Below are 17,346 nucleotides of genomic sequence, written 5' to 3' on the forward strand. Positions count from 1 at the left end.
AAAGGAAATCAGGATGAAAAAATCACTACTTTCGGTGGCATTAGGTTTTGCTGCACTTGGTGCGTTTAACGCGCAGGCAAACCTTGATCAACACGTTAAAAATGTAGAGCAGCAGGTAATTGAATGGCGACGCGACTTTCACCAAAATCCTGAGCTTGGTAATCGCGAAACGCGTACCGCAGGCATTGTGGCTAAACATTTAAAGTCGTTAGGTATGCAAGTACAAACCGATATTGCTTACACAGGTGTTGTTGGTATTTTAAAAGGCGCAAAGCCTGGCCCTACAGTAATGCTACGCGCCGATATGGATGCGCTACCGGTAACAGAAAAAACAGATGTGCCATTTAAATCAACCAAAACCACAAATTTCCGTGGCGTTGATGTAGGCATAATGCACGCTTGTGGCCACGACACGCACGTAGCTATGCTAATGGGCGCAGCCGAAGTATTAGCAAATATGAAAGATGAATTGCATGGCAACATCATGTTTGTGTTTCAGCCTGCTGAAGAGGGCGCACCTTTAGGCGAAGAGGGCGGTGCAGAGCTAATGCTTAAAGAAGGTATATTTAAAAAATATAAACCTGACGTAGCATTTGGCCTGCATATTACATCGAGCCTACATACGGGGAAAATTGGCTATCGAAGTGGGCCGTTTATGGCCAGTGCCGATCGCTTTGAAATAACTGTACATGGTCGCCAAGCGCATGGCTCTGCACCGTGGACAGGCGTTGACCCTATTGCTGCCGCTGCGCAAATTGTAACGGGCGTTAACCATATTGTTAGCCGCCAAGTAAATATAACCAAAGAGCCTGCTATTGTGTCGTTTGGTAAAATTGCCGGTGGTGTGCGTAATAATATAATTCCTGAAGAAGTTGAAATGGTTGGCACTATTCGTAATTTTGATATGGATAATCGCGCGCAAATCTTTGAAAATATTAAAACAACCGCTACACATATTGCTAAATCATCGGGGGCAACGGCCGATGTGCATATTCACGAAGGTTACCCAGTAACGGTTAATAACCCTGAACTTACTGCGCAAATGTTACCTAGCCTTGAAAAAGCAGCCGGTAAACAAAACGTGCAAGAAATGGGTAAAATAACCGGCGCAGAAGACTTTTCGTTTTATGCCCTAGAAATACCTAGTGTATTTGTATTTTTAGGTGGTACGCCTGACGATCAAGACTTGAAAACGGTAGCAAGTAACCACTCACCTTATTTTTATGCCGATGAGTCATCGTTTAAAGTGGGTACCAAAGCGCTTAGCCAATTAGCGGTAGATTATTTAAATAGCCAAAAATAATGCCGTAGTTACCCAGCGAGTAAAGTAATTGCTAGCTGGGTATTGTTGTTTATATTAACAAGCTGCACTATGTGTGCACTTTAACCTAACACGTTTAAATTTATGTCTGATCAACCCTTTTTGGCACCTAAGCAACAACGCAGTCAACAAACCCAAGAAAAACTATTAAAAGCGCTGCATCACAGTTTAAAAAGTAAGTTTTTTGAGCACATAAGTATAAAAGAGCTGGCCGATTACGCCGAGGTGTCGGTAGGTACGTTTTACCGTCGCTTTAAAAATAAAGAGTCGCTGCTGCCCATGTTGTATCAAGACTTTGGTATTGCATTAGATAACTGGGTAACAGAGCTTGAGGCGCAGCACTATAAAAACTTAGACGATGTAGTTAACACTTTATGCCATAAAACCTATGTGTTTTTATCATCACAGCAGGGGGTATTTAGAACGCTACATTTAAATTCGCGTTTGCACAGCGAGTTATTAGGCAGTGATAAACACATAAACAGACGAGTAATTTATCAGCGTTTAGCGCAATTAATTAGCCAAACAGATACCAAAGTGAGCGAGGCGGCGGCAGGTACGGCAGTATTTTTAATTGTCAGCTCATTGCTTGATAAAGTGCTGTATCACGATTTAACCCCTGCGATAGCCTGTGATTTATCGGCGCAGCAATACGCGCAAGAACTACCTAAAATTATTTTAGCTTATTTAGGTTAAACACCTTTAAACATGCTCAAGGAGAGTAAAATGAAAATTACTGGAAGCTGCTATTGTGGTGAAATTAAATACCAAGCTCAGTCGCAAAATAATAACGTACTTGTATGTCATTGTAGCGATTGCCAACGCATGTCGAGTGGGCCATTTAGAGCGGTAATTATGGCTGAGCCAAACTCGGTGGTATTTACTAAAGGCGAGCCAAAAGAGTATGTTAAAACAGCACAAAGCGGTAATAAACGCGCACAAGGTTTTTGTGGTACGTGCGGCACTACACTTTACGCAACCAACGAAGCAAAAGCCGATAGAGTGTACGGCCTGCGCATAGGGGCAGTTGATCAGCGTGATGAGTTTACCCCAGCTGCGCAAATTTGGTCGCAATCAACGCTTACATGGCTAAACGATTTACACCAAGTGCCGGCTTTTGAAACTACGCCTAAATAAACAGGTAGGCTATTAATGAAAACACTGACAAAAACAGCCTTATTAGCAAGTGTACTACTGACGAGTTTTGCGCAGGCAAAACCCAGTAATGTCGACTTTTTAAATACAGGCAAAGCTAATCCTAACTTACCATTTTCGCAAATAGTAAAAGCCGGTAATACGCTTTATATGTCGGGGCAAATAGGGATTAACCCTGCAACCGGTAAGTTAGCAGCGGGTGGTTTTGAAGGTGAAGCTAAGCAAACCCTTGAAAACATTAAGCGCACTTTAGAGCAGCATAACTACAGCATGAGCAATATTGTAAAGTGCACTGTTATGCTTACCAATATTAGCGATTTTAAAGCGTTTAACGCTATTTATACGCAATACTTTAGTGCGCCGTATCCTGCACGTAGTGCATTTGCAGTAAACGCGTTAGCCCTTGATTCGTTAGTAGAAGTAGAGTGTATTGGTGCTGTATAACACCAATCGACTTAAATATTTAATCATTCTAACGTGCTAAATAGAGCGCTAACAGCGTTGTAAATTTCTTATGTAGAACAACTGCATGTCGATATTCATGCTTTGTTATCACGCTATTTATCTGTCGCTATAAATGCCTAATAACTTAACACGATTGGTGTAAGTAATTTTAGGTTGCGTAATTTTATAAAGATAACGTTGCGCTTTAAATTTGTGTGAAATTTTTTTAACCAAATGACTGTCTATTTATAAGACAGTCATTTGGAGAAAAATATGTGTAGTTCACCGAAAAGTAGCCGAGCAGTTAAAAAGTCAGCCATTAACTTTAATGACGAACTAACCCAAGAGCAGCGTTTGCGCTTTGCTGCAAAAGCTAATTTAGCACAGCTGCGCCGCGAACAACGACAAGCTGCTAATAAGCGCTTTGAGCAAAAGCATCGCCCCGCAAAAAAGCCAGCAACGGGCTTGTTTTCATGGCTACAGCAGCTAGTAAGTTAACTATTATTAAGCGTGGTGTTTTTGCCGCTAAACCATCCACATGTAGCACATAACACACCTGCACCTGCACATAACCAAAGCGGCGCACTCCAGCTGCCGGTACTTGTATGTAGCGCCCCAGCTACCATAGGGCCAATAGCCGCTAACAAATAGCCAATACTTTGTGACATACCCGAAAGCGAAGCCGCTTGCGTGGAGTTATCGGTACGTAAGCTAATAAACGACAGCCCTAAAATAAAACACGCCCCCGAGCTAAAGCCAAGTAGTAGCGTCCACACTAATGCAAAGCTTGGCATATAAAGTAGCCCTAGCGCACAGCACGCACTCAGTGATGCAAGTATAAAGCTAAGCGCACTTTGATCTTTTAATTTTCCTAGCAAAGGTATAAGCACAAGCCCAGGTATGGCGGTCGCAATTTGAAAAGCACCATGATACGCGCCTGCTTGTGTTGCGCTTTGGCCCGCTTCGGTGAGTATGCTAGGCAGCCAAGTAATAATGATGTAATTTAAAAATGAATTTAGCCCCAGTAACAAGGTAATTTGCCAAGCAAGTAGGTAGCGCCACACGCTTTTATTAAGTGTTGAGGCCTGTGCTGTTTGTGCCGGTTTTGTGTGTTTATTTAATTGCGCCATCCACACAATTAAAGTGGTAATTGTAATGAGTGCACTTGCCCCTAATGCAAACTGCCAACCTAACTCTTCATATTGGCTAAGTGGATAAACTAATGCTGAAAAGCCACCCGAGGCAATGCCCATAGTGAGTACATAAGCAGAGGTCATTACCGCCACTTTTGCCGCAAAGTCGCGTTTTATTATACTTGGTAACAATACGTTAGCTATGGCAATACCTGCGCCTATTATGGCTGTGCCTACAAATAGCATAATGGATGAATTAACCACCCGTGCGGCAATACCCAGTAATATTAAAAATACAGCAAAAAACAATGTGCGCTCAAGCCCTTGGCGTTTAGCCAGGCTTGCAGCCATAGGCGATATAATGGCAAAGGCAATTAGCGGTAAGGTGGTAATAAAGCCTGCTTGCGAAGCGGTTAAATTAAAATGCGCAATTATTTGTTCAAGCACAGGGGCAACCCCTGTAAAAGGCGCACGTAAATTGGCAGCAATAAGTAAAATACCTATTACAAGCAATACGCTTGAAAAGCGCGACATACCAGCATTACTGTGAGGTGTGTGAGTCATTATTACAAAATAAGTTAGCTAATTATTGGCGCTAGTATAAACAAATCAGCAGTATTATAATTTAGCTATACTGACATTAAATAACTAAAAACTGACAAAATATGTTTGAGCCTAAAGGGTGGGGATACCTACAAAACTACGAGCACATGGTACAGCCTATAATTGCCAAAGTAGATACCGCACAAGGCAGCAAAGAATACCCGTTACACACTCACCCTAAGGGGCAGCTAATTTTAGCGCTTGATGGTTATGTTACCTGCGAAGCGGCTAACAAAATGTGGATGGTGCCAACGCACAGCGCTATTTGGGTACCTGCAAACACCTTACACAGCAATCGCGCATCTGATAACGCCAAATTATGTTTTGTATTTATTGATGCCAATAAGCACGGCATGCCACAGCATACCTGTACATTAGCAATAACGGGGCTGGTAAAAAGTTTAATGCTAAAACTAGCAAGCGAACACCAAGCCTATAATGAAGACACTAAAACAGCACGTTTAGCTCAGGTACTGTTTGATTTATTAATTGAAATGCCCGCCCAGCCGCTCGACTTTGTGTTATCTAAGCATGCGGTTATTCAAGCAATGGGGCAGCAGTTACTCGCACAGCCAAATAATCGTAAAACCCTTGCACAATGGGCACACGACTTTGCTTTAACCGAGCGGACGTTGGCACGGCTTATAAAAAAGCAAACCGGTATGACCTTTGGTAAGTGGAGAATGCAATTACATATAATTACAGCGCTGCAGGCACTATCAGATGGGCAAAGTGTACAGCAAGTGTCGGCGTTATTGGGGTACGAATCGGTGAGTGCGTTTATAACTATGTTTAAAAAGGTAATGGGAAAGTCGCCCACTAAATATATGGGCGACTTAAATTAACCTTTATACATGGTTTTACCACGTGTACGTAGCTGAAAGCATGGCGTTACGCGGTTTACCCGGGAAGTACCTATCGCCAGTAAAGCTGGTGTAATCAGCACGCTCTGCATAAGCTTCGTCGGTAAGGTTAATTATACGTGCAAGCACTTCTAAATTATTGGTAACTTGCCACTTTGCACGCAAGCTTAAAATATCATGCCCCTCGTAGCTATGTAGGTTTTCTGGGTCGGTATAGTAACTACTTACGCTATGCCATTGCAGTGCAAGCGCTAGGTTATTAAAGGCTTGCCAGGTTAAATCAAGGTTAGCCACATTGCGAGGCGCGGTGTCTACGTTGTTACCGTTTATATTTAGCCCATTAATTAACTGATTATTGGTATACGTGTGCTTTGCATGTGTACCTGCAAATTGTAAGTTAAGCGTTTTGCTTAATGCATAATCTACTTCAAGCTCAATACCTCTGTGACGTGAACTGCCATCATTAACGTTAAAGAAGTCGCTATCGCGATAAATAGTATTGTGTTTGCTCATAGCATACACAGCCAATGCGTAACTTATATTGCTGTAATATCCTTTTAAACCAAGCTCGGCATTATTGGCTATTTCGGGGTTTAAATCGGCGGTGGTTTGTTCGCGTTGTAATTGGTAAAGCTCTGCCGCTTGCGGCGCTCGGTAGCCACGCGAAAAGTTAGCGTATAGCGTATTGTTATTGTTGACCTTGTAGCTCACGCCAAATTTAGGTGAGGTATTGCTAAAGCTATTTTTACCACTGGCTGGGCGGCTATAACGGCAACCGCCAAAACCACATTCTGTGCCGTCTTCTGTTGTGCGCCCTGTGAGCATATTATTAGTGTAATCGTACTGCATATGCTCATATCTTAGGCCGGCGCTAATAAACCATTTATTTAATTGCCACTCAACTGATGCAAACGGCGCATACAGGGTTGCGTTTACATCATAATCGTAGTGTTTGCCTTGCGGTACTGTGGCTACTAAAAATGCAGAGCCTTGAGTTGGCTCGTTTTGGCTTTGAGTAAAGTCGCTGCGAGTGTATTCGCCATCAAGCCCTAGGTTTACTTTTATATTACTTTGCAAGTTATGTTGATAAAGCGATTGCACACCTATGCCTGTTTGACTGTTAGTTTCAAGCGGGGTGCCAGGTAAAAAGTGCTTAAAAAAGTCCATGCTTTGGTCGCGCACATAAGGCGTAATAGAAAGCACATTGCTGTTTTTTAATTGCCACTGGGCGTTGCTCCACGCTCTAAATGAGCGGGCTTTTCTAAATGCATCGGGGTCAAAGTTTTGCTGTGCTATGTCTTCGTTTTTATAGCTTTCAAAACCCGTAATAAAGCCCGCAGTGTGCTGATCTAAATTTGTGTATGTAAGGCCAGAGGTAAGCAATAGGTTTGAGCGCTCAAAACGATGACGAATATTTATTTTTTGCTGTTTAACGCTTTCATCATCGCGGTAACCGGTATCGTCGGTAACACTAGCGTTTATGCCAATACCACTGTTGCCGTAGTCTTGCCCAGCGCGAAGCTTATAACGGGCATATCCGTATGAGCCATAATCAAGCCCGACTAATCCACCGCCTTGGGTTGTATCAGGCGTTATTACGTTAATTACACCGTGTACGGAGTTTGAGCCATAAAGTGCAGAGCCCGGCCCTTTTAATACTTCAATACGCTGCGCCATTTCGCTATGCGCTTCAAATAGCTCGTTAATATTACAAAAGCCTGCGGCACGCAGTGCAATGCCATCTTCAAGGGTTAGTATGCCGCCACAGGCTGCCGCGCCCGAGAGCACCGGCGAGCGAAGTGCCGGTAGGTATTCTTGCCCATTTCCGCGCTGTACGTTCGCACCTGCAATACGTTGTAACGACTCTTCAACATGAGTAGGCGCAATGCTATTTAACTGCGCTTCAGATAAGGTACTAATAGTGAGCGGATAGAGTGTAGCCAGTGCTTCTGTACGTGATGCGGTGGTTGTTATGGTTTCTATTGCATCATCGTTTTTATTATCAGCAAGTGCAACGTGGCTGAGTGGTAATAACAGCGGCAAAATATAAGGTTTCATACATTCCTTTAAGGTGAGTAACGCTTTATTAACGCCATGGTAAGGTGTTTTAAACAGTTTTTAAACCGCTTGCGTTAAAGTGCGCGTATTCTATATACCCGGTAAGTTAGCGATAATATAAAGCAAGCCGCAGCGGGCACGGTTAAAGCAAGTAGGGCTAAGTGCTCATAAAGCATAAACCCGCACACTCCACCTAATAAAAAGCCGGCAATAATAAGTATAAATATTACGCCTTTGCGGGTATCAAAGGGTTCACCTTTTAGCGCTTTGCCTATCATTAAACCTAGGTCGGTAAAAATACCGGTTAAATGAGTGGTGCGCACTACTGCGCCGCTGTAGTTAGTGGCAAGGGCGTTTTGTAAACCACAGGCGGCAGAGGCAAGCGTTATGCCATAAACATGGGCGCGGCTGAGTAAATAGGCGCTTAAAAGCAGCAATAGGCCTTCAATAAATAATAGGGTGTCGTAATGGCGCCCCAGCTTTAACGAGCCGCCGGTAAGTAAAAAACCAGAAAGGGCAGAGCCAAGCATAAAGCTCAGCACTACAGCCAATAGCAATAGTGCGCTAGAGATGTTACTCATTAATGTAATGCCAAGTAGCGTTACACTGCCCGAAAGGTGCGAAATAGCCTGATGCTCAAACCCTAATAACCCAATAGCGTTAACAATGCCAGCAATAAAGGCGAGTGTAAACGCGCCGTACTCAACCCATTTTGGTAATTTAGTTAACATTGCCTACCTTATTAATGCACACCGAATTGTGCTTTATAGCGCTTTATTTGCTCATCAACGAGTGTGGTGTCGACCATGCCGTGCTTAAAAGCAATATAAACAGGTAGGGCGTAGCCTTCAAGCTGCTTAGCATGAATGTTTTTATAGCCTTTTGAGTACCATAAACCGGCTTGATAATTAGTTATTGCGTAGTCAACACGCTGTTTATCAAGCAAATCAAACGTGGCTTTAGTGGAGAGTGAATGCATAAAGTTGCTTTGTTTAATATTGTATTCTTTTGCCAGTACACTGGGTAATTTAACGCCTCTTAGCATAGCAATGCGTGAATTTGATAAGTCATTATTAAGGTTTGCTTTTTCTGTGCTAAATAAACCAAATTGAGTGGTGTGTAGCGGCTCAGTGGTAAATTCTAAATATTGCGCACGCTCGGTATTATTAGCCAACGCAAAGTAACAATCGTAGTAACCTAACGTCATTTCTTTTTTAATGCGTGCCCACGGTAAATGCACCACCTCAATGTTTAAATTTAAATTACGCTCTATAAAAGCTAAATAGTCTATGTCTATGCCCGTAAAGGTATGTGTTTCATCGTCATAAATTGTAAAAGGCGGGTAATGGGTAGTTGCACAGCGCAATGTTTTATTAGGCGCTGCTAATAAAAGCGAAGAAAAACTAAAAGCTAAAAGCAGCAGTAATGTGCGCATAAATGTAAATCCGATTTTTTCTTATGTTAGTGTGTTTATTATACAGCGATATTCGGTTTTGAGGGGATGATCTATGTATTTTTTCTTCTCGTATAAGTTTAAATTTTAAGAGATAACCATGTTTAACGCAGAGCAGCAATCGCGAATTATAGAAATGGCGTGGGAAGACAGAACCCCCTTTGAGGCTATAGAGCAGTTATACGGGCTTAATTATTCACAGCTGGTATTGTTTATGCGAGAGCATATTTCAAAGGGGAGTTTTAAAGTGTGGCGTAAACGCCACGCAGGGCGTAAAACCAAGCATTTAAAACTGCGAGACCCAGCCATAATGCGCAGTCATTGCAAAACACAGTACAAGCCGAGATAAATAGCTGCTTGCAGTTTCATATGATGTTCAGGCGTGTTTGATAATCTTTAGCTATTAACATTATTAGAGATTATTTATGAAAGCGTTTTTATATACGGTTGTTTTAGCGGGTGCCTTGGTTAGCGTTAATGCACAGGCAAAGCCCGACAAAGACAATCACGGCCATAAAAATGGTCACCATAAACATCAGCAGCACAACTATAAAAGCAGTAAGAAACTATCTAAAAAGCAGCAAAAAAAGTTAGTGCGTGCTGGGTGGACGCCACCAGGGTTAAGTAAGCGTTACCATAGAGGCGATTACCTAGACCGCAATATATATAAACAAGGCCGCGTTATTGAACGTTCTAGAGATAATGGTACAGTAAGTATAAAAATAGACAGTACAGTTATACACATGGTGCACGATACCCGAGAAATACTTTCAATTTTAACTCGTTAAGTACAATTTATAAGGATATTTAAATGCTCATTGCACTGGCTATAATCATTGGCTTTTTTTTATTAGTGACCTTATTGCCTATGTCGTACAGTCAGCACTACTTAGTGCGCAGCTGCGACTTTGTTCGACTACAGGTATTTTATATAGCCAGCGCTGTTGCAATTATATCGTTTTATTTACTGTGGCAAAGCGGCAATAGCGGGTATTTGTATACTGCTTTAACCGCATTACTAACCATGGCATTACAAGGTAAGTGGATATTTCCTTACACTTGGCTTGCTAAAAAAGAAGTTAAAACGGCCTCCGTGAGCGAAGATCACAGTGTTAGAATCATGTCGGCTAATGTGCTTATGTCAAACCACAATAGTGAGCAACTAATCTCACTGGTTGATAAACACCAGCCCGATTTATTAATTACCCTTGAAAGCGACAGCTGGTGGGAAAATAAATTAGCTGTTCTTAAAAAAAACTACCCCTATTATATTGAATGCCCTAAAGACAATCGCTACGGCATGCATTTATACAGTAAATTTAAAATTCTTGATGCGCAAATATGTGAGCTTATTGAAGATGATATTCCTTCAATTCATATCCTGTTCGAAAACAATGAAGGCCTTGAAATGCAAGGGCACTTTATACACCCCGCGCCACCAAGTCCCACTGAAGAAGACTCATCGCGCCCACGTGACTCAGAGCTAATAATGGTCGCTAAAGCACTTAAAAAGCCAACACGCCCGACCATTGTAGCCGGTGACTTAAACGATGTGGCATGGTCGCGCAGCACCCGTTTATTTATGCAAATAAGTGGTTTTTTAGACCCACGTAAAGGCCGTGGCTTTTATAACACCTTTCACGCAAGTTACTTTTTTATGCGTTGGCCGCTCGATCATTTATTTCACAGCCAAGGGTTTAAAGTAAAGCGCATTAAGCGCCTTGCTAAATATGGCTCCGACCACTTTGCACTACTCACTGAGCTGGTGTATGAAAACGCCAAGCAGCATTCATTAGAAGATAAATCAGATGAGCTTAAGCAAGAAGAAATACAAGAGCTTGCTATGAGTAAAGCTGATAAACGAAAAGTACCAAGGTTTGAGGAGGGCTAGCTGTTAGCTATTAGCTATTAGTTTTTAGCTGTTAGTAAATACGTTTTAACTTGAACGCTCAGGTTTAATTCATGATATTTCATCAAACTTGATTACTTCATCAGCTAGTGTAGGTCGGATAAGCGAAGCGCCATCCGACACAGTAAAATACCTTGGAAATATTTTATGGTTTCGAGTGGCTGGAGAGTGCACGAGTAGACATTGATGAATCGTGATATGAGGAGTCAAGATTAGAACCCTTTGGCCTGATGATGTGAGAGTTAGCTGTGCTTCAATATTGAGTATATTTGTACTCTTTTTTTGTTTTGCGCCAGATATATGTTCCTCCAATTAAAAATAGAGCAACAATAAAAGGTGTCAACTTGTTGTCTGACTTCCAAGCTTGTTCAGATTCTTCATAAGAACGAACAAGCAGTCCATTCACTTTTAACTCAAAAAAATTATGATATATGTTCGAAGAGTAGATTGGCGAATGCGTATCAGAAGCCTCAAATAAAATAGTAACAAGCTGATCTTTTGATTTCAAAAGAGACTCTTCAACAATGCCTTGCCCATTTGATTTTGACGGGTAATTAAAATTCATTGGATCATTAACAAACCCGAAGCGTATTCCATAATCATGTGCTTGAACCCAATCAACAAGACCACTTTTTTCTACAAGGTCACTTTTAAAAGGAAAGCCACTATTAACCTGATTTAGATTTACAAACCCGATGACTAGGCCTAATGCGATGGAAATAACTGATAAAGATAAATTTTTATAATATGTTAATTTTGTCATTTATTAACTCAAATAAGCTCCTTGTTAGTTCGAGCGATAAAAATCAGTTTCGGGCTCAATTCCAAGGGCTTTAATGTGCCATGAGCGGACTGTCGTAACCTTAGACTCTTGTTATGCGCTGATACACCTATTATTCTCATTGATTTGGTGTATGGCGACTTTTAATACCTGCAAACAAATTTTAGCTGTATACATTGTAGGGTTAAAGCCTGTACTCATTTGTTCAAATGGGTGAATGTAATTCCTAAAATCTCTGAGTGCATGACTAAATTTATGAACGTCATGATGCAATAAATTTATCTCTTTTGAAACATCGATAAAATTTGCAAGTGACCACTCTTGAAATGGCCTTACCTTCTGTTCCCGATTTTTGGGTGCGCTATTAGCGCAATTAAATATCCTTGGATTACTAGTTGCAACGCCAAGTAAAATACCCTCAAGAGTACTACCAGCCATAAGAATTACAGAGAGTGGAGCGTTAGCAGAAAAACAGTTTTCTATTTCTTTAATTCTATACTCAAGCACGCTAGTTATAGTGCTATCCAATTGAAGGTTAGATAGCTTTAAATCCTTAAACTCTTGGTTGAGAAAACCTTCTTCATCATTTGTTTTCTTAGGAGTAGTAAATTCAACTTTATCTAGTTTTTGAAACGAGATATCCGCGTGGTTTCTTACAACTTTCCATTTATCAAATGCGAGATATTTATTGAATTCTGAGATATGTAAATCAAGTTTTTCAGGGGTTTCAATAAAGCTAACAGGAGAGAATAAGTTTTTAATACATTTATCAATATTTGGTGTGCCATTGATTGCTGCAAGTCTTTCATCGGTATACATCCAACGCGAAGGAAAGCCTTGTCCGTAACTGTCACTAAATCCCAACTCATTGAAGAATTGAATTATTTTAGGCCCACTTCGGTATTCTGTTTCTTCATTGATAAGAATGCGAAGTTTTTCTAATGTTTTCGTTCCTAGAATCAAATCTCAAATCCTTGACTTTGCTTAAGCGCATAACAGCTTATTAAACACCATTTTGGTGGTTTATAACACACCAAAACGGCGTATATTACATACTCCGATAATTTCATCAATAATTACCTTTATAAACATGTTATTGAAATAGTGTTAATTCAAAGCTTGTTATTTTGCATCAAAATGGCGGTTAATAATGTTATCGGGCAAAATTAGGAACCTACTCATCAAAACAAGAATAACTTTAACTTTTTCAGTGTCCGGTTATCGCTCATTATTGCCTGTCAGGTTAAGTCTAGTGAAATAGATTGCATTGCATAGTTAAAGTTTTTATATTGTTCGGCAATATTTTACTTGGTGCTAATGAAGCACTGCGTGCAAAGGAAAGCATGTGAATTATAAAAAAATGTACTACCCAGTTAAGGCGCTTGCTGCCTTATCTTTAGTTGCAGTTGCAATCAAGTACTGGATGCCAACGGAGATTGGCTTTGCGTTTATGCTATTACCTTATTTGGTTTTGTATTTTTTAGCGAGTGCTAACAACTACCAAAATAAACGACTCTTTCTTATCAGAATTATAGCTGCATTATTTACTATTATTTTAGCGCCAGTTCTCATTTTTGGCATTGAACCTGACCCTCAGGCCGGAATCTAACTGCAATTAGTGCCTCAGAATTTATTATATTATTTTTTAATGTTGATAATGATTAAGAAGAAAAATGTACATTTTCAGCTATTAGTATTTAGTTTCGTGGGGTTTGGTCAGTAAAGGATGAGCTCTGCTGTAATCTAATTTTAAAGAAAAAAACCTAAAAGAGATTACCCACTTTTAGGTTTTTTATATATTGGTATTTATAGCTAAATTAGCTATTAATCATAATACATTTGATATTTACAAACTCGCGCATACCAAAGCCGCCATGTTCTCGGCCGTAGCCACTTTCTTTAACACCACCAAACGGTAGGTTTGGTTGGGCAAGGCCGTAACCGTTAATGTTGATCATACCGGTATCAAAGTGCTTTTTAGCCAGTTCAATGGCTTTTTTCTCATCTTTAGAGAAAATACCACCGCCTAAACCATAGCGAGAGTCGTTGGCGATACGCATTGCATCGTCGTTGTCTTTTGCTTTAATGAGCGAGGCTACAGGGCCAAATAACTCGTCATCGTATGCTGGCATGCCCGGCGATAAATTATCAAGAATAGTCGGTGGGTAGTAGTAACCTGTTTGCGATGGCACTTCACCGCCTGTGACTACATTTGCACCGGCTTCAACAGATTGCATTACTTGGTCGTGAATTTTATCGCGTAAATCTTCACGTGCCATTGGGCCTAGATCGGTATCTTCGGCCATTGGATCGCCCATTTTTAATGCTTCAAATTGCGCTTTAATTTTTTCTTTAAAGTCATCATATAATGACTCTACAACCACAAAGCGTTTTGCCGATACACAGGTTTCGCCGTTGTTGATCATGCGCCCTGTAACACAGGTTTCAACAGCAAGGTCTAAATCTGCATCATCAAGTACTAAGTAGGCATCGTTACTGCCAAGCTCAAGCACTGTTTTTTTAACGTATTTACCTGCTTCTTCAGCTACTTTTTTACCGGTAGCGTCACTGCCTGTAAATGTTACGCCGCTGATTGCTTTGTGTGAAATAAGCGCGCTGGCAGTTTTGCCATCAATAAGTAAGTTGCTAAAGCAATATTCAGGGAAGCCCGCTTGTTTAAACAGGGTATCGATTTTCTCTGCCATACCAAATACATTACCGGCATGTTTAAGTACGGTGGTATTACCGGCCATAATGTTAGCTGCACTGTAACGAATTACTTGGTAAAGCGGGAAGTTCCAAGGCTGAATACCTAATAAAACGCCCGTTGGTTGGTAGCTAACAATAGCGCGGCCGCCATCCATATCGCGCTCTTCATCGCCAAGTACTTGTGGGCCGTTTTCGGCTGTGTAACGACAAATACCAGCGCACAGTTCAATTTCTTGAAAACCTTGCTCGTACACTTTACCCATTTCTTCGGTCATTAGCTTAGCAATGGCTTCTTTTTGCTCTTCAAATAAAGAGGCTAGTTTATTTAAATACTTAGCACGCTCGGTAAATGAGGTTTGGCGCCATTTTAAATATGTTTCGTGAGATTTTTCGACTACCTGCTCAGCTTCCTCTTGAGAAAGCAGCGTGTAGGTATCAATGGTTTGTTCAGTTGCGGGGTTGATTGTTTTAACTGTGTTACTCATTTTTATCTCCTTACAAATTAGTTATCAGTAAGGGTGCAAACACAAAGCCAGTTTGTTTTATAAAGTAAAATAGAGCTTAAGTTATTGAATAGTAGTCGCTTTAAATTTAATTGTGGGATGTAAATAAAAAGCGAGTGATGAGCAAGCAGTAAAAAATACTGCTTTATGCAAATTTTACAGCCTTAGTTAAACAGCTGCTGTGCTATTTGTTTTAGTAGGTAAGTTTCACGAATGATAGACAACCCTTGTTTTTCGCTAAGGCTCATTGTGCGCTCGTTGTGCGCAATGGCGTCGTATATATTGACCCATTTAGGCGTCATACCATTTTGTTGCTCGTAATGTTCAAGCTGTGCTTTGCCAAGCTCTTTGTCTGTATCGCATAAATAGCAATACGACTGTATATGTATAATATCAAAGTCGTCTTTGTACCAAGGTCGGTACTCTTCGTATAACCCAAAGGGTTTAATAACCTGTATATTTTGCGCGCCAGTTTCCTCGCTAAGCTCTCTTATTAACCCTTGCTCTAGGGTTTCACCTTCATCCACACCGCCGCCGGGTAAACTGTAGTCTTCGTAGCGATTGGTATACATTAATAAAATGTGTGCATCTTTAATCACAATGGCGCGGCCTGTGCGGCGGGTAAATTGAGTGCCTTGGTTTAAATTTATGCCAGGGTGGACCATTGTTTTTAATAATTGCATTTTGTCTCCTTTTTAAAAGCAAAATTATATCAGCTGGTATACTTAGGCGAGTAGTAAAAATAATTCTAATTATTTTTAAAAATTATGATCGGTATGGCTTAAGTTTACGTACATACTCGGTTGTTAAAATTAAACGTTAAAAGACTCAATAGTTTAATCATTTTTAAGAGATTCTAGTAGCCCCTTTTATTTGCAAAATAGGGTGCGTAGAATAAGAAGAAAAGCATAGGGATTTATCATGTTAAACATACTTTTAGTCGATGATGACGTTGAATTTAGTGACGTTGTTTGCCACATTGTCGAATTCCTCGGGCACAACATTTGTACTGCAACTAGCTTAAAAGAAGCACATCAATGGTTTGAAAATAATACCTTTGATCACGTATTACTCGATTTTATGCTGCCAGATGGCAGTGGTCTTCATTTACTCGATCATTTAAAAATGATTGGGCAGTCTCCAAAAGTGACGCTTATCTCTGGCCACCCTTCAGTAAAAGGGATTTTGGCAGACATGTGTGAGCAAGATGTTGGGCATTTATTAAAGCCGCTGCAACGCGAAGACCTAGAGCTGGTATTAAACGGCCCTAAAAAAACAGCTAAAAAAGCTAAAGTTCCGGCTATTACTCGCCATTTTAATAGTTTAATTGGTGAATCAGAGCCAATGCAAAAGCTTTACACCATGATAGAGCGCGTAGCTAAAACCAATGCTAACGTGATGCTAATGGGGGAAAGCGGTGCCGGTAAAGAAGTGGTCGCCCAAGCAATTCATAACGCAAGCCAATGCGAAGGCCCTTTAGTGGCGAGCAACTGTGGTGCTTTGTCTAAAGAATTAATAGGTAGTGAGTTATTTGGCCATGAAAAAGGGGCTTTTACAGGTGCAATTGCCCGTAAAGAAGGGGTGTTTGAGCAAGCAGATGGCGGTACGTTATTTTTAGATGAAGTAACCGAAATGCCTATAGATATGCAGCCAAACTTACTGCGTGTGCTTGAGACTAAAAAAGTAACACGTGTAGGCGGCAATCGTGAATTGCCTATAAACTGCCGCGTTATTTCTGCGACTAACCGTTCGCTGACCGACTTAGCGCAAAACAATATTATTCGTGAAGATATTTACTTTAGGCTTGCGGTTTTCCCCATTGATATACCTGCGCTGCGAGAGCGAAAAGAAGATATTCCACTGCTTGCGAAAGCCTTTTTAGAGCAACTTAACGATGAAAATGGCACTTCGTTTTATTGGCACAACGAGCAGCTAAAAGAACTACAGCAATACGAGTGGCCAGGCAATGTGCGTGAACTTCGCCACGCTATCCATCGCGCCTTTATTATGAGCGACCCACAATCGAGCGAAATTACACTTCCGGATAACTTAGAGTCGCCGTTTTCGCGTGTAAATACGCAAGTGGCCGATAACCATGTTTCGGCAGGGCAAACCATTGAAGAAGTCGAAAAAGAGTTAATCCACGCCACGCTAGATAAGGTGCAAGGTAATAAAACGCTAGCTGCGCAAATGCTAGGGATAAGTACAAAAACATTGTATAACCGATTAAACGCATACGGCGGAATTGGAGAATATAAATAACCTGAACTCTGAATAATAAACCTATCTCTAGCAGCTATTTTCAACGTTAACTGCGTTTAACTTGCTTGCAATAGGCCAGCTATTGACGCGTAAATTCACCTTGTTTTCATTAAAATATCTGGCTAGAGAAAAGAATTTGGTTATCACTATAA

19 protein-coding genes are annotated in these 17,346 nt (G+C 40.8%); 11 read left to right on the top strand and 8 right to left on the bottom strand.

Annotated elements, in window-relative coordinates; genetic code table 11:
- The first annotated feature begins 13 nt into the window (after positions 1-13).
- From PSH48_RS13515 to PSH48_RS13535, 5 genes are all read left to right on the top strand, one after another.
- Positions 14-1,303, top strand: coding sequence for a M20 family metallopeptidase (locus tag PSH48_RS13515; protein WP_054983526.1), 1,290 nt, complete (start codon positions 14-16; stop codon positions 1,301-1,303).
- Positions 1,304-1,405: 102 nt separating this feature from the next.
- Positions 1,406-2,017, top strand: coding sequence for a TetR/AcrR family transcriptional regulator (locus tag PSH48_RS13520; protein WP_029771731.1), 612 nt, complete (start codon positions 1,406-1,408; stop codon positions 2,015-2,017).
- Positions 2,018-2,047: 30 nt separating this feature from the next.
- Complete coding sequence (locus PSH48_RS13525; RefSeq protein ID WP_029771733.1) at positions 2,048-2,458, top strand: GFA family protein; 411 nt, start codon at positions 2,048-2,050, stop codon at positions 2,456-2,458.
- Positions 2,459-2,473: 15 nt separating this feature from the next.
- The gene (locus tag PSH48_RS13530) at positions 2,474-2,920 is read left to right on the top strand and encodes a RidA family protein (RefSeq protein WP_029771736.1); all 447 of its coding nucleotides are present in this window, start codon (positions 2,474-2,476) and stop codon (positions 2,918-2,920) included.
- Between the two features lie 273 nt (positions 2,921-3,193).
- Positions 3,194-3,418 (top strand): hypothetical protein, encoded by a 225-nt coding sequence (locus PSH48_RS13535; protein ID WP_004588490.1) that lies wholly within the window; start codon positions 3,194-3,196, stop codon positions 3,416-3,418.
- On the opposite strand, the gene PSH48_RS13540 is transcribed toward PSH48_RS13535, so the two are convergent.
- Positions 3,415-4,617 (bottom strand): MFS transporter, encoded by a 1,203-nt coding sequence (locus PSH48_RS13540; protein ID WP_223230507.1) that lies wholly within the window; start codon positions 4,615-4,617, stop codon positions 3,415-3,417. The genes PSH48_RS13535 and PSH48_RS13540 overlap by 4 nt on opposite strands.
- A gap of 101 nt (positions 4,618-4,718) precedes the next feature.
- Between PSH48_RS13540 and PSH48_RS13545 the strand changes: the two genes are divergently transcribed.
- Positions 4,719-5,501 (top strand): AraC family transcriptional regulator, encoded by a 783-nt coding sequence (locus tag PSH48_RS13545; protein ID WP_029771712.1) that lies wholly within the window; start codon positions 4,719-4,721, stop codon positions 5,499-5,501.
- A 15-nt stretch (positions 5,502-5,516) separates the two neighbouring features.
- On the opposite strand, the gene PSH48_RS13550 is transcribed toward PSH48_RS13545, so the two are convergent.
- From PSH48_RS13550 to PSH48_RS13560, 3 genes are all read right to left on the bottom strand, one after another.
- The gene (locus PSH48_RS13550; RefSeq protein ID WP_273611744.1) at positions 5,517-7,577 is read right to left on the bottom strand and encodes a TonB-dependent receptor; all 2,061 of its coding nucleotides are present in this window, start codon (positions 7,575-7,577) and stop codon (positions 5,517-5,519) included.
- Positions 7,578-7,651: 74 nt separating this feature from the next.
- Positions 7,652-8,308 (bottom strand): YoaK family protein, encoded by a 657-nt coding sequence (locus tag PSH48_RS13555; RefSeq protein WP_273611745.1) that lies wholly within the window; start codon positions 8,306-8,308, stop codon positions 7,652-7,654.
- An 11-nt stretch (positions 8,309-8,319) separates the two neighbouring features.
- Positions 8,320-9,012, bottom strand: coding sequence for a substrate-binding periplasmic protein (locus tag PSH48_RS13560; RefSeq protein WP_273611746.1), 693 nt, complete (start codon positions 9,010-9,012; stop codon positions 8,320-8,322).
- 118 nt (positions 9,013-9,130) lie between these two features.
- Between PSH48_RS13560 and PSH48_RS13565 the strand changes: the two genes are divergently transcribed.
- From PSH48_RS13565 to PSH48_RS13575, 3 genes are all read left to right on the top strand, one after another.
- A complete protein-coding gene (locus PSH48_RS13565) occupies positions 9,131-9,379 on the top strand; it encodes a TIGR03643 family protein (protein ID WP_004588496.1) in 249 nt (82 codons plus the stop codon).
- Positions 9,380-9,455: 76 nt separating this feature from the next.
- Positions 9,456-9,818 (top strand): hypothetical protein, encoded by a 363-nt coding sequence (locus tag PSH48_RS13570; protein WP_029774164.1) that lies wholly within the window; start codon positions 9,456-9,458, stop codon positions 9,816-9,818.
- 23 nt (positions 9,819-9,841) lie between these two features.
- Positions 9,842-10,921, top strand: coding sequence for an endonuclease/exonuclease/phosphatase family protein (locus PSH48_RS13575; protein WP_273611747.1), 1,080 nt, complete (start codon positions 9,842-9,844; stop codon positions 10,919-10,921).
- A gap of 271 nt (positions 10,922-11,192) precedes the next feature.
- Here the strand turns inward: PSH48_RS13575 and PSH48_RS13580 are convergent, their stop codons facing one another.
- Positions 11,193-11,702, bottom strand: a complete 510-nt coding sequence (locus PSH48_RS13580) for a hypothetical protein (protein WP_029774162.1) — start codon at positions 11,700-11,702, stop codon at positions 11,193-11,195.
- Between the two features lie 111 nt (positions 11,703-11,813).
- Positions 11,814-12,683 (bottom strand): hypothetical protein, encoded by an 870-nt coding sequence (locus PSH48_RS13585; RefSeq protein WP_029774161.1) that lies wholly within the window; start codon positions 12,681-12,683, stop codon positions 11,814-11,816.
- A 382-nt stretch (positions 12,684-13,065) separates the two neighbouring features.
- Between PSH48_RS13585 and PSH48_RS13590 the strand changes: the two genes are divergently transcribed.
- Positions 13,066-13,329, top strand: coding sequence for a hypothetical protein (locus PSH48_RS13590; RefSeq protein ID WP_029774160.1), 264 nt, complete (start codon positions 13,066-13,068; stop codon positions 13,327-13,329).
- Between the two features lie 208 nt (positions 13,330-13,537).
- Here the strand turns inward: PSH48_RS13590 and PSH48_RS13595 are convergent, their stop codons facing one another.
- Both PSH48_RS13595 and PSH48_RS13600 read right to left on the bottom strand, forming a co-directional pair.
- Positions 13,538-14,914 carry an NAD-dependent succinate-semialdehyde dehydrogenase gene (locus PSH48_RS13595; RefSeq protein WP_004588502.1) on the bottom strand — a complete coding sequence of 459 codons (1,377 nt, stop codon included), beginning with the start codon at positions 14,912-14,914 and terminating at the stop codon, positions 13,538-13,540.
- Positions 14,915-15,096: 182 nt separating this feature from the next.
- The gene (locus PSH48_RS13600; protein ID WP_054983507.1) at positions 15,097-15,615 is read right to left on the bottom strand and encodes an NUDIX hydrolase; all 519 of its coding nucleotides are present in this window, start codon (positions 15,613-15,615) and stop codon (positions 15,097-15,099) included.
- Between the two features lie 238 nt (positions 15,616-15,853).
- Here PSH48_RS13600 and PSH48_RS13605 point away from each other — a divergent pair, with 238 nt between their 5' ends.
- Entirely contained in the window at positions 15,854-17,194 is a 1,341-nt protein-coding gene (locus tag PSH48_RS13605; RefSeq protein ID WP_024031667.1) for a sigma-54-dependent transcriptional regulator, read from the top strand.
- Positions 17,195-17,346 lie beyond the last annotated feature (152 nt).

The organism is Pseudoalteromonas sp. Angola-4 (assembly GCF_028599265.1).
Taxonomy (GTDB): Bacteria; Pseudomonadota; Gammaproteobacteria; order Enterobacterales; family Alteromonadaceae; genus Pseudoalteromonas; species Pseudoalteromonas atlantica.